The 13,690-nt window shown below is 55.9% G+C and carries 10 protein-coding genes; 2 read left to right on the top strand and 8 right to left on the bottom strand.

Features of this window, described 5'->3' with window-relative positions:
- The first annotated feature begins 68 nt into the window (after positions 1–68).
- Entirely contained in the window at positions 69–812 is a 744-nt protein-coding gene (locus tag EC9_RS23380) for an IclR family transcriptional regulator (RefSeq protein WP_145348451.1), read from the top strand.
- Positions 813–857: 45 nt separating this feature from the next.
- On the opposite strand, the gene EC9_RS23375 is transcribed toward EC9_RS23380, so the two are convergent.
- The 6 genes from EC9_RS23375 to EC9_RS23345 all read right to left on the bottom strand — a co-directional run bounded on the left by EC9_RS23375 (position 858) and on the right by EC9_RS23345 (position 10,155).
- Complete coding sequence (locus EC9_RS23375) at positions 858–2,072, bottom strand: mandelate racemase/muconate lactonizing enzyme family protein (protein WP_145348450.1); 1,215 nt, start codon at positions 2,070–2,072, stop codon at positions 858–860.
- Positions 2,073–2,103: 31 nt separating this feature from the next.
- A complete protein-coding gene (locus EC9_RS23370) occupies positions 2,104–3,495 on the bottom strand; it encodes a DUF1501 domain-containing protein (RefSeq protein ID WP_246105840.1) in 1,392 nt (463 codons plus the stop codon).
- A 33-nt stretch (positions 3,496–3,528) separates the two neighbouring features.
- Positions 3,529–6,618, bottom strand: coding sequence for a DUF1549 domain-containing protein (locus EC9_RS23365; protein WP_145348449.1), 3,090 nt, complete (start codon positions 6,616–6,618; stop codon positions 3,529–3,531).
- Between the two features lie 21 nt (positions 6,619–6,639).
- Positions 6,640–7,023: a hypothetical protein gene (locus tag EC9_RS23360; RefSeq protein WP_145348448.1), complete on the bottom strand. Its 384-nt coding sequence runs from the start codon at positions 7,021–7,023 to the stop codon at positions 6,640–6,642.
- A gap of 117 nt (positions 7,024–7,140) precedes the next feature.
- Positions 7,141–8,109, bottom strand: coding sequence for a DUF1559 domain-containing protein (locus EC9_RS23355; protein WP_145348447.1), 969 nt, complete (start codon positions 8,107–8,109; stop codon positions 7,141–7,143).
- A 1,161-nt stretch (positions 8,110–9,270) separates the two neighbouring features.
- Positions 9,271–10,155, bottom strand: a complete 885-nt coding sequence (locus EC9_RS23345; protein ID WP_145348446.1) for an MYG1 family protein — start codon at positions 10,153–10,155, stop codon at positions 9,271–9,273.
- A gap of 467 nt (positions 10,156–10,622) precedes the next feature.
- Here EC9_RS23345 and EC9_RS23340 point away from each other — a divergent pair, with 467 nt between their 5' ends.
- Positions 10,623–11,615 carry a YncE family protein gene (locus EC9_RS23340; protein WP_145348445.1) on the top strand — a complete coding sequence of 331 codons (993 nt, stop codon included), beginning with the start codon at positions 10,623–10,625 and terminating at the stop codon, positions 11,613–11,615.
- A gap of 9 nt (positions 11,616–11,624) precedes the next feature.
- Here EC9_RS23340 and EC9_RS23335 read toward each other — a convergent pair whose 3' ends face one another.
- Positions 11,625–11,840: a hypothetical protein gene (locus tag EC9_RS23335; protein WP_145348444.1), complete on the bottom strand. Its 216-nt coding sequence runs from the start codon at positions 11,838–11,840 to the stop codon at positions 11,625–11,627.
- Positions 11,841–11,914: 74 nt separating this feature from the next.
- Entirely contained in the window at positions 11,915–13,396 is a 1,482-nt protein-coding gene (locus EC9_RS23330; protein ID WP_145348443.1) for a TMEM43 family protein, read from the bottom strand.
- Positions 13,397–13,690: the final 294 nt, after the last annotated feature.

The raw sequence follows: 13,690 nt of genomic DNA, 5'->3' as shown, positions 1-13,690 counted from the left end.
GTGGCTAGAATGGGGTCTACCCGGCAGGCGATACAGGATGTGCCGGCACTCGAATTACGTAGGCAAACATGCAAACATCTTCTTTGGGAAAAGCATTTCACGTGCTCGAAGTTTTGGCAGGAACCGACGGCGCGATGCCGCTGGTCGAAATTGTTGGTGAACTCGGGTACCACAAACCGACCGTGCATCGGTTGTTGCAAGATCTTTCGGAACTGGGGTATGTCGCTCGCGTTGGGAAAGGCAGGTATCAGCTGACGCATAAGTTACGTCGCATGACCATGGGTAAATTGCATGATCGGTTGCTCGACATCGCCGCCCCCTTTCTGCATGAGCTACACAAACAGACCGGCGAAACAGTGAACCTGGGGTGCGTACGAGGCACATCGGTTCGCTATCTGAAAGTCCTGGAAAGTCGGCATCCGTTTCGACGCGTTGTCGATGGCAACAGCCGAGATCCGCTTTACTCCACCGCCCTGGGGCGCGCTCTGACGTGCCAGTGGTCGGACAAGGATTGGGAAGCGTTGATCGAACGAACCAAGTTGGTGGCATTGACGCCACAAACAACGGTTGATCCGCAACAGTTGCTTGCGATTCATCAGCGTGCCAAACAGGAAGGGTATGTGGTGGAACAGGATCAGACCGATATCGGGATCACGTGTATCGGTGCTCCTGTTTACGAGCGGGAGGATGTCGTTGCAGCGGTCAGTGTCAGTCTGCCGACAGCTCGCGTGGATGTGGATTCGAAGCGGGACCTCATCGATGCGGTGGTACAGACGGCAAAGCAGGTGTCCGCCAAGTTGGCGGCTGAATAGCGGTCCGGTTCCAGCGTTCCTTACGCCGTTCCCAAAAAGCACTTCTTAAAGGTTCGTCACCCGATAATTGCGTCCGTCGGCTCGAAACAACTCGGGCAACCACGCCGCGCCGATTCCGGGCTGCGTAGGAATCGGGATCGCTCCGCCTGCGACCTCAACCTGGGCATCGATCAGTTTGGGGTACAGCATGGTGATATGAGCGCGAACGCTTTCTTGCCAAGGGACGTTGCCTGACGCGGCAGCGACTTGAACGCCTGAAAGCAATGTTAGCGGTCCAGTGCAATCGTGCATCACGACTGGGATGTTGTACAGTTGGGCCAGGCGCGTGAAGTTCTTGGTTTGCGTGATCCCGCCAACCCAAGTGGGATCGATCATCACATAGTCGGCCGCCCGCTTTTCCAACGTCAATCGGAAGTCGTCGGGGCCGGAGAACATCTCGCTGACCGCGACGGGAATTCCCGCCTTATCGCGGAAGTCGGCTAACGTATCGATCGAATCGACACGCAGCAGATCTTCGGCCCACAACAGGTCGCACTCCTGCAACCGCTTGGCGATCCGCAGGGCCACGGGCAATTGGAAGAAACCGTGCCCATCGAGCATCAGTTCCATTTTATTGCCAAGCGCTTCGCGAATTGCCACGAATGGCGCGACGCCTTTTTCCACATCGGCGTGGGAAACGTAAACCGGTCCGTTTTGTTTGTGGGCGGCGAAGTCAAACGACCAAGTTTTCATCGCCTTGTAGCCAGCTTCCAGTAATTCTTGAGCCAGTTCGACAGGTCGATGGATGACCGACCAATAATCGTTCATCGGTCCCGGGTTGCCCATCGGGCCATGCCCAGGCCAGATATGGCCCGACGCTGTATCAGTCTTCGCGCCGTACGATGGGCCGCCGCAACTGTTGTATGTGGGAATCGACTCCTGAACCGCTCCGCCTAATAATTGCCAAACCGGCACCTTCATAGCTTGGCCAAACAGATCCCACAGCGCTAGATCGATCGCTGAAATCGCCCGCAGTTCCGCACCACGAGAACCAAAGTTGGTAGTCCGTTCGTAGAGAAAACGCCAATGCTTTTCAATGTCCAGCGGATTCTTGCCCAGCAGGTAGTGATGCATCCAATCGTGCACCAACCCGGCGACAGCTTCTGGGGCGTAATAGGTTTCGCCACAACCGACGAGACCTTCATCGGTGTGGATCCGCAACAACAACAAACCCGGCATGATTTCGTCGGGAATGGCGGTTTCAATTTTTACAATTTTCATGGGACTTCTAAGGCTTCGGTCGGTTTGGCGATCACGCTAAGATATTCTGCACCACGCGCCCATGTACATCGGTCAAGCGGAAGTCGCGACCGGAGTAGTTGTAGGTCAACTGCTGGTGATCGATTCCCATCTGATGCAGGATCGTTGCGTGCAAATCATGAATGTGCACTTTGTCTTCGACGGCGCGGAAGCCAAATTCATCGGTCGCTCCGTGGATTGTGCCCCCTTTGATCCCACCGCCAGCCATCCACATCGAGAACCCAAACGGATTGTGATCGCGTCCGCTGCCCCCTTCCAAAGTCGGCGTGCGGCCAAATTCACCACCCCAAACGACAAGCGTTTCGTCCAACATGCCGGTCGATTTCAGATCGGTCAGCAATTGAGCGATCGGTTGATCGATGTCGCGGCACAACTTTTCATTTTGCTTGTGGTGATTGGAATGCGTATCCCAAGGCTGCCGATTTCCGTAATAGATCTGGACCATTCGCACGCCATGTTCGGTTAGCCGTCGCGCCAACAAACACGAATGCGCAAATTCGGTGGATCCGTAGGCGTCTCGAACATGCTGTGGCTCACGCGAAACATCGAACGCTTCCATCGCTTCGAACTGCATACGGTAGGCTAGCTCCATCGAATTGATGCGAGTTTCCAGAGCCATGTCGTTTGCATTAGCCGCTAAGTGCTGCTGGTTGATCGAGGTGATGAGTTCCAGTTGACGTTTCTGTTGGGCTGGGGAGAGCGCACTGTTGCGCAGATGGGGAATCATCGACTCAGGCGTGTTTTGTCGCGTATCGATGTAGGTACCCTGGTATTTTCCAGGTAGAAACGCATTCCCCCAAAGCTTCGGTCCAACCACAGGATTGCCTGGGCACAAGGCCAGATATCCAGGCAGATTGCTGTTCTCTGTGCCCAGCCCATAGGTTAACCACGACCCCATGCTAGGACGCGTTGGCGTCAACGTCCCCAGATTCATCATGCAAAGGGCGGGAGCATGGTTAGGAAAATCGGTGTGCATCGACCGAATGATCGCCATCTCGTCGGCATGCTGGGACAGCTTCGGCAGAAACTCAGGGAACGGAATCCCCGATTCGCCAGCCGGTTTAAATTTGACTGGTGACGCGGCCAGTCCCGAAGTCTTCCGTTCGGTCCGAATATCGACCATCGCAGGACGCTGACCCTCATACTTGGCCAGATCCGGCTTGGGGTCAAAAGTGTCGATCTGCGAAGGACCGCCGCTCATGAACAGGAAGATGATGTGTTTGGCCTTCGCAGGGAAATGGCCTGCCAAACCGCCAGCCTTGTCTCCCGCAGCTATCGCGTTTTCCGCCAACAGACTGTTCAGCCCCAGCAAGCCGAAACCGCTGCCAACCTGTTGCAGCATGTCGCGTCGCGACCACGACGGCATCGTGTTTGTACTGGACATCGAATTGCCTCTTGAAGGAACCATCTGGGGATTTCAGTTAACGAACAACAGTTCATTGCTGCATAGCAACGCGTGGCAATAGGCAACCCAATTCGAGAATTCGTCGTCCAACGACACCTTCCCTTCATAGGTCGCATGTCTTTCGTTCCCTGAACGATCCTGTAACTGCGTCGGAAGACTTGCGTGTTCATGTAAGGCCCAAGCAGCCACAGGTTGCGATTGAAGCATGGCGGCAAAGTGATCCGCAAATTGGACGCTATCGCCTTGCTGACCGGAGAGTTGAAAGTGTTGCGCAATTTCGGATATCGACAGTTTGCGATCGTAAACTGCCACGCCGCCGATCTTGCCCAGGAAATTTGCGAAGCGATCATTCCGTCCCCCCACAAACAACTGGCTTGCCGCCGGATCGAATGAAACCGAAGCGTTGCCGGTCACTTCGGGTTCGCCCTGACCGTCCAAGTGCAACCGTACTTCGGATCCGTCTCTGACGAACACCAAGTGATGCCAATGATCCAATTGCAACGTCGTGCGGCCGACCAGCGATGTAGGCTGCCTTGCACCGTTGAAAAACAACAACCGACCGGCTTGTTCGCTGCGGTAACTGCCAACGATCCCAATGTGATCACCACCAATCGGTATCGAGCTGTCCACGCCACGGGAAAACAGATATCCAGCGACGGGGCGTTTTGCGTACGGCACGGTATTTCGAAACCAAAACTCCACGGAATAGGACTCGCCCAGCTTGGCGGTATCGGCATGAATGCGATCACCTACAAAGCTTGGCAGCGCTGCGATCTGCTCCTTCTGCGGTGCGCCGGCCTTCTGGCTCAGATAGGCGATGCCGGCGCTGAGTTCGTTGGTCGTCGGCTCACGAGCGAACAACAACCGATAGACTTCCACGATACGTTTGCGGTCTGAACTCGCTTGGACGCGTTTTGATAAACGCTGAGCTTGTTTTAGGACGAACGGTGAATTCATCGTAAACAACTGTTGCAGCGCCGTGGTCGTGTTTCCCCGTCGTTCAGCGTGGATCGTTGGGTCGGGGAAATCGTGCACTTGCAGGTATTGGCTGGGCGATTGCCGAGAGATGGTGGCGTACACCGCGCGGCGATCGTAATCCGCGTTGTCGATGTCCTTCGACCGACCTCCCAGCTGCGGATCCAAACTTCCGCCTGCCACCAGTAATGCGTCGTGATAGGCTTCCGCATCCAATCGCATCCGTCGGAAATGGCTCAACAACCGATTGCCCGGATCCAATTGCCGAACGTTGTCGGGAGCGGAAGGGAAAGAGGATTGGCGGTAGGTTGCCGATAACATCATTTCACGATGGAGGTCTTTGATCGACCAGCCGTCACGCATGAACCGTGCGGCCAAATCATCCAATAGCAGAGGATGGCTAGCAGCGGAGCCTGTGGCGCCAAAATTGCTTGGCGTGTCGACCAGTCCTTCACCGAAATGGAGCAACCAAACGCGGTTAACAAAAACCCGCGAGGTCAATGGATTTTCGGTTGAGGCGATGGCATCGGCTAGGTCCAATCGACCACTTCCGGTTTGGAAAGGCTGCGGTTCTCCGGTCGATAACACTTCCAAAAATCGACGCGGAACAATCTCGCCAGGTGTGGTGACGTTGCCGCGAATGAACACTGGCAAATCACGCGGCTTATTGTCGTGGTAGACGATTTTTTGGTGGGTCTCTGTCTTTGGCTCGATTCGAACCTGAGCTTCCGTTACCGCTGCCGCCATGGGAATGTCGATGTTCGGCGTTGCGGCGCGAATTTGTGCGATCTTTTGCACGAACGAACGGCGTTTCTTCTGCAACGACGCAATCGCTGCTCGGTCGCCTTTGTTCGCTTTTAATTCCGCATCGATCTCCGCCATCTGCTTTTTCAACGCCGCGATTTCGTCGCGTGCAGGTTGCGAAGCGAGAATTGCTTCCTGCGAGATGATTGGCACATCGGTTTGTCGGGTCGATGCAAAGACGCCCGCCAGGGCATAATAGTCTTTGGCCGAGATGGGATCGTATTTATGGTCGTGACAGCGAGCACAGCTGACCGTTATCCCCATCAACCCACGCCCGATAACGTCGACGCGATCTTCCCATTCATCGGCGTAAACCGCTTCGAGCGCCGATGTCGAAAGCATCAATTCCTTGTGATACTCAGGCGACAGGCCCAGCAGTCCCAGTGCAGGAAGGTCTTCGGGACCGGTATGGTCCAGGAAGTCGGTGGCCAATTGACGTCGGATGAATTCATCGTAAGGGACGTTGGTATTCAAAGCCCCGATCACCCAATCACGGTACCGAAAAGCGTTGGGATAGGGACCGTTGTGCGGTCCCATATTTACGTTGTCTTCAGCGTAACGCACGATGTCTAACCAGTGCCGCCCCCATCGCTCGCCGTAGTGTGGTGACGCCAGCAGACGATCGATCAGTTTTTCATACGCCTGTGGATCCGGATCCGCGGCAAATTGCTCGACTTGCTCGTAGCTCGGCGGCAAACCTATCAGGTCCAAACTGGCCCGGCGAATCAAGGTCCTGCGGTCAGCTTCGGCCGCAGGCTGAAAGCCCGCTTTTTCCAGAGCGGCAAGAATGAAATAATCGATCTTTTGACGTGGCCAATCGCTTTGTTGAACCCGCGGCGCTGTGGACTCTTTTGGAGCTTGAAACGACCAAAACGAACGCCTCGAATCGATGTCGAAGCTTTGCTTGCCCGGCTTTGGATTGGTTTCGGTGCGTGGATCGGGCGCTCCGTCTCGAATCCATTGTTCGAAGTCAGCGATCACCGCGACGGGCAGCTTCCCATTCGGAGGCATCTGGTAGCCGTAGGGATCGTATCGCAGCGACTCCAACAGCAGGCTCTCATCTGGCTTGCCCGGAACGATCGCTGCTCCCGAGTCGCCGCCTTCTAACAGACCCTGCTGGGAATCGACCATCAGCCCCGCACTGAGCGACGCCGAATCGGCCGAATGGCATTCATAGCAATGCTCCACCAAGATCGGACGAATCTTCTGCTCGAAGAATCGAATGCCTTCGGCACTCGGATCGGCATTCGCTGCATTGCCGCTCAGGAACGCGATTGCAGCGAATGGAACGATCGCTATCGAGATTTTCAGTTGGTCGCTCATGAGCCGCATTCTGGTTTCGCCCTACGCGTCGGTTAGCTGGTATGTTAAAGGCTCCGCCAGCGGAAAAGTGACCGTGGACTTCAATTCCGATTCCGTATTGTACTTGGGAGGAATAAACGCCTCTTTGGCGGGAACCTTTTCACCGCTGGGGCCAATGCCAAACTTGCCGGGGACATCGCGTTCAGCTGTAATCTCGACAATCTTTTCGCCTGGTTGAATGTTCACGGTGAATGAACCGTCGCTGATCTGCGCTGCGACGTTTTTCGAAGAACTATCAGCAGCACGAAAAACAATCCAGCCGGTCTGCAGCGGTTCCCCATTCCATTGGACCGATCCTTCCGCATCGAAGAAGCCGTCCGGACTAACGTTCCCACCGCACCCGGAAAATAACAATGCCACGAACATCACAGTCGCTGAGCAATACCGCATCAAGTGGACCCTTAAGTGAATCATAACGAATTCAATCATTGAGAGAAAATGCCGAGATCGGATCCCGGCAAGGCAACGTTCATTCCGTTCGGGTTACCATTCCCCGACGACATTTCCGTCGGCTCGGTCGCCTAGATTGCGGAACACCGCGGTGTTGATCGTTTCGCCGACAAAGCGAACCGACGCGTCGCCGAGCACGACCTGCACGCCGCCGGGATGGTAGCTGCGGGTAAAGTTGTATTGCTCGCCGCGAGTCGACGATGTCGATTGGCAGGGAGCCTGCTTGACGGTCGTCGATTTGCAACTGTGCGGTCGATCGGGCAGGGAGGTATTGGGAGATTCGAAGGTCGTGAACCCCGAGCCACCCCAAGAAGCGCCGCCCCAGTATTGGCCCAAGTCGCCGTGAGCACCTACGTTGTCCATTGGCCGCGCGATCCCTTCACCTGCCATGATCGTGTTGGAGGTGCCATCGAGAATGTCGCGGAATTGAATCTTCGATTCCAAGAAGAACATTCCTGTTCCTTGCGTCGTGGATGTGGTCCACAACGTTTCCGATCCGCTGAGACAAACGCCGTAGGTCCCCTGGAATCCTTCGGCTTGGTTGGCCCCCGCACCGCCGTATCCAGGATTCGATGGGCAGACAAAAGCGCTGACCGTCGTCTTGATCAATGGTGTCAAAATCGGGCTATTGTTGATGAATAGTGCGTGATCGCTTTCGTAGACGTTCGACATCGCGTCCTGTTCGATGTACGGCAACAGGCGATGGAACCACGTGTCGCGGCAATGCGTCTGGCCAGCGGGGACCGTACCGGGAGTCGAGTCGAAGGTGCGCCAAGCATAAGGGAAGCGACGGTGCGTGTCGTGATAGTTATGCATCGCCAGCCCAATCTGCCTCATGTTGTTCGAACACTGCATCCGGCGAGCCGCTTCGCGTGCGGCCTGAACTGCGGGCAGCAGCAGCCCAACCAGGATGCCGATGATGGCGATCACAACAAGCAGTTCCACCAACGTGAAACCGCGACGGCGGAGATCGGGAGACTTGGATTTACGTAATCGATTCATGTAGCTCTCCAGGAGCAAAAAGATCTGTAAACAACGAGATAAAAAACAAACGTGTCAAAGTGAGCCGCAAAGTCTGAGGCCGTTCCCGCCTGCTCCGCAACATCCAGCAGACTGCACTTCCCAATCCGGATTCCTGCAGCCTGCATCGTTCCGGATTGCGGAACAATGCGTTCGCGTATTTAAAACAATCCTAATTGGAGAGGTGTTAACTGTCAATGAAAATTTTGCTTTATACGTTTCATGTTTGTCGGGTATGTATTGACTTGCGTGCTAAGCGGTGCTAGGACATGTTTTCAGGTGGTGCTAACATCGCCTGCTGGACGTGGAGGGTAGGTATCGAACTGTTCGGAATTGGTGTCTGTCCTCGATTTGCGAATCAACGCCCTGGGAGCACGAATGCGTTTCGCTGCACCACAGCCTCGACGGGGCGGTCCCTAATGACCGAGACAGAATGATGGTGCAAAACGGGGTCAGAGCATGTTTTCAGGTGGTGTCAGCATTGCCTGATGGACATGGATGGTGGGTATCGATCTACTCGCCAATGGTGCCTGTCCCCGAATTGCTCTGTTCGTTTTGGCCGAGTCCAGCCAAGGATGACATCATGCGTCGTGCGAGCGCCGACGCGGGGGCCACGTTCATCGACATTTCAGCTCTGGGGAGTGACAAGTCGAATCAGGCGAGTGCCGAACGGGAATTCTAGCACACCGGAGTCGCAGCCCCTCCGGGCGACAAAGGGATGCAGGCGATTGCCGATGCGATCTTTGCCGCCATGAAAGTGAAGGCTGGCCTGGCAGGAAAGTGAACCGACAACATTAATTTGCGTTCGGAATGACGTTGGCAGGATGATGGAGGCAGTGCGGGATGATGGTGTGGGAAAAACATAATTCTGCCCCCGTCATTCTGCCAGTCCTCGAGACCACAAGACCGAGGCAGAGCACGTTTTCGGGTGGTGCCAAAATCGCCTGCTGGATGTGGAGGGTTGGGATGGGCCTACTCGGAAATGATGTCTGCGCCGATTTGCGAGTCGTCACCTGTCGTGCCTTCGGCGCTTGCGCTGTTCGATTGGATTGTCACCATGGACTTGCGTCGATGGCTATCGTATGCCGTGCTTGCGGCACTGAGCAGACCAATGCGGAGCCAGGGTGTGAGTACAGCTGACGCCTACATCGCTTCGCTTTTCACGATCGCGTCTTTCAAAAGTTCCTTCAGCCGCGTCGGATCGTTGGTGGTGACTTTTGCGACGAAGCCACGTTTGTGGGCGAAGCGAACTTCTTCGTGGGTTTCAATTTGCGAAAAGTCCAACCGTTGGCTGTCGTTGTATCGCGACAGCCCGTATCCCTCGCCGCGACGGTCGGGAGTTACCATCGCCTGGATCGCGTCCTGTTTTCCTTCGCTCTCGATGAACGCGTAGACTCCAAACGACGGGTCGTTGGCAAGCGTGTCGCTCTTTTCAAGGAAGAGAGCTTGGATCGATTCGCCCTTGCCCTCGCTTTCGATCGTCCAGTACTGAGCGTGCGACTTCAGGTAGTCCAACCGTTGGCGCAGCGAGCGCAAGTAGTTGACGATATCCTCCCCGACCATGCACATGACCTGGTAGATCGGGTTTTCGGGCCGGAGCTCGGTTTGGCTGGAAAATCGGTTCAGCAGCGTGATGTCCAGCGGCGAGTTGAGCGCTCCCAGTGCCGCGCGTGGAATTCCGATCAGCTTGGCAGCTTCGTTGGGGCCAAGCGTATCGAGCCATTCCGCCGGACGCAGCCAGGCGCAGAACGAGAGGGCGTCGTCGTAGAGTCCCATACTCTGCAGCACCAGCGAGAGGGCGCACAGCGGCGGCGCATCTCGCGGGAACTGGTGGTGGTCGAAGTTGTTTTGTTCGGGATCGTGCACCTCGCCGACATCGACGACGCAGATCGAAGGGTCGGCCAAATCCTCCTCCGTCGGCTCGCGGCGTTGGATCGGAACACCGTGCAGATGAGCCAGCAGGCTGCAAGCAAGGAAGTCGTCTTTGTGGGCTCCGCCCGGATGGGTCACGATCAGCTGTATCGCCATAAGGTCGCGCTATTCAAGTCGTTTTGGGGAATGCAAATTGGAAATCAATAAGCAGATCACAAAACATACAGGCAAAGCCGACGGATGGAACCTGGTAGCTCGAGGAAGTAAGTCGGGCACGAGGCAGCGGCAGTCTTTGCCGTAGCGGAAGTCGTCAAGACTTTCGATCCATGGCGGTGGCGACGAAACTCTTGACGAGTTCCGCCACGCGGTATTGGACCTTGCTGGCAACCGGATGCTATCGCGTGGCGGCTGATTGGTGTGGAGACGAAGCGTTTGAATCTCTGCCGTAGCGGAAGTCGTCAAGACTTTCGATTCGCGGCAATTACCGGTTCCACGAAACTCTTGACGAGTTCCGCTACCGGATGCCTCTCCAATTTCCGTGTTTTTGTGGGGCATTGGCTTTGGGGTATGATGTCGATCTGTACGTCTGATTCCAATCCTGTTCCTTGTAAACCGTTTCCTCCATGAACATCTCTCAATCGATCGTTGCCATCGGGCTGCTTGGCTCCTTTTCTTGTTCTGTTCAGGCGGATGAAAAGGAGAGCTTGCTGGAGGGCGTTTCCATTAAAAGATATGTGCCGCAGAGTGGATCGTTGCCGGCTTGTACTCATATCGCTCGCCGCGGCGAGACCGAGATCGTGACCAGTGGCGATCGACTGTTCTTTCGGGCGGATCGTCAGTCGCCGCTGAGTCGATCGCCGATCGATGTTTTAGTCGACGCGCACAGTGTCGTTTTTAACCCTTTCGAAAAGCTGTTCTACGCGACCGATACGGGCAACCATCGGCTGATCACTTTTGCCGATCCGGCGAGCGCTGCGTGGGACACTTTTGCGACTTCGCTGGCCGGGATCAAGCTGCAACGACCGCACGATATCGTGCTGGACGATGCAACCGGTTGGATGTATTCCCTGAATCCCAACAGCAGCGAAGTGTTTCGGTTTAAGGGGAGCGGCGGGGACGTCGCGGTGTTGGATCTGTCGAAACAGTTGGGCTATTCCCGTGCACTGACGATTGCAGGCGGCACGTTGTATGTGATCGGTTCGAGCCATGGCGTGGTTGTCGAAGTGAGCGACTTTGAAAAACAAGCCTTCCAGATCCACACCAGCTTCGGCAAAAAAAAGAACGCCGTCGCCGGCAGTTGGCAAGCGACCGGCTTGGTGCTGAACGACGTCGACTATTATCAGGGGCGCTGGTACGCGACCAGCTACTTCTGTCCAGCGTATGCGGGGGGCGAAGATTGCGACGAAAACAAATTCATTCGCTTCAAGACCTGGGGCGATTTGAAGACGGGGAAGTGGGAGGATCTCAGTTCGCTGCTGCCCAGCAAAGTTGTCCCCTATTTCCTGACCCCTCACGCCGATGGATTGGACATCGCCATGTTCAGCCACGAAGCCCGGGGTACGGCCGATTGCGTCTATCGCTTAACACTCGCCGCTCCAGAATCCTCTGATCCGTAGCGTGCCCGCTCAACTCCGCCGAGCGATCCCATCGCGTCGAGCCCACACCTTGCTGAGTGTGTCGTTGGCGGAAATCTGCAGGATGATGAGTGGCAGGATGATGAGTGGCAGGATGATGAGTGGCAGGATGATGAGTGGCAGGATGATGAGTGGCAGGATGATGAGTGGCAGGATGATGAGTGGCAGGATGATGAGTGGCAGGATGATGAGGGCGCGAAACATCATTCTGCCCCTATCGTTCTGCCAAACTATGTTGCGAGGTCTCGATTGCTTACGGACTCCTGGGAGGAGCAGTTTGGTCACTGCGCCGGATGGCTTTGCGCCTCCGCTCTGTTGCGGGCGATGTCGCGTCGCACGCGATCGATCATCTTGCGGATTGTCGCGTCGTCGAATCCTAGCCGTTTGCTGACGGAGCGAATCGTGCGTATCTCATATCCAGTGAGCGTGCCATCGGCCATCGCCAAGCGGACCACGTTCCGCAGGTGCTCATCGTCGGCCGTGCCTGGATCGATCACCTCTCGCTCGCTTCGAGCTCGGGCAATCATCGCGTCGTACTTCGCTTGATCCCAGCGATGCTTCTTGGCCCATTTCTGGAGGATCTTCGTTTCGTTGTCATCCAGTTGAGCATCCGACATCGCCATCTGAGCTAACTCTAAGAACTCGAGTTCTTTCAGTTCATCGGTTCCCAGCGGGCTGCCATATTGCTGATTCAGATCGCGACGGAGCGCCTGTTGGGATGCCTTGCCACGCTTTCTCAGCAGATAGATTGTCGCCACGATTCCAGTCGCGATGATCGCTAACAGCAGCGGATGGGCAATCAGATAGGCGGCGGCGATGTTGAGTATTGCGATCGGCAGCCCGATCATCACGGCGGCAAGAAACGAACCCCATCCGGCAAGGGGACCGATCAGCGGAAGATGGTACATGAATCCGGTGATGCTTGAAAATAAGATCACAAACCCTGTGATAATCGACGCGGTCCCGAGCCCGCGTATGATCCACTTCAGTTGTTGCAGGTGCGACTTGATCTTCGCCAACGCGGCGGGTCGATCTCCAGCGACGATGCAGTGTAGATTGCCCGAGTCCTGAATCATCTGATAGACAATTCCTGACTGATGATGCGATTGATCGGCGACGCCGTGCCCCGATTCATATTTGCCGAAGTAGGTTGCGACACGTGGCACGGGAATTCCTGTGTAACGCACCCGTTCATCCCCCAGCCCATCGCTAGCCTTTTTAGTCAGGTGAAAGTACTCACTCCCAGGCTTTAGGTGCAGCTGCATTCCGGTCGGTTTAAGCCGGAGAGTTTTCGGAGCGATCGTGTCGTAATCGTCGAAGAATTCGATCAACGAGGTTTGGATCGGTAGTTCGCCAACTTGGTACTCCGCCCGGTAGAAGCTCTTGGATTTGCATTCCTGTTTGACTCCGGCGTTGTCGGCGCTGTTCTGGACGCTCGACTTCCATTTCATTTCGTAATGCGTGTTCCGGCTGAAATCTGGCTGATACCAGCTGTAGATCTCCGCCTCGCGATTGACCGTTAGGAAGCCAGGGAACGCTTCGACGTATTCCCCTGGGATTGCGGATCCCGACTCCATCGGGCCGGTCAAGGAGATCAGCGTTCCGGCTGCGACATCATCCAGTGAATCGACAGCCTGGGTCGCTGCAGCGGCACGATAATAGTCGAATCGCGTTTCGTTTTGCCACAGCACGGGGAGTGTGAGAAGGACCAAGGCGGGTCCCATTAGCATCATCGCCCAGCGGTCTTCTTGAGTGTGAGCCATGGTAGATCCGTCGCGGTTGGTCGTGGTGCTTCATGCAGGGGCCCGGTGGCAGGAGGGCAATTATGCCCATAACGACCGCTGCGCGACAACACCCAAGCACCCACCGTTCGAACCGCGCCCCGGTGCTCACTCCGTAGCTTCGCACCTCATTTCGGCCCCGATCACTCAGGCAATCGATTGCTCGGTGGCGCGGCCTGCGGGCGTCGTGGCTTCCGGGAAATCGGGAGTGCAGGAAACGTCGCGACGTTGCATCTAGGTTCTGCTGTTTGCCGAAAGCCAGCTCCGAGGCGTCCA

The sequence above is a fragment of the Rosistilla ulvae genome (genome assembly GCF_007741475.1).
Classification (GTDB): domain Bacteria; phylum Planctomycetota; class Planctomycetia; order Pirellulales; family Pirellulaceae; genus Rosistilla; species Rosistilla ulvae.
Note: the sequence above shows the minus strand (reverse complement) of the source record. Positions and strands in the feature narration are given on the sequence as shown.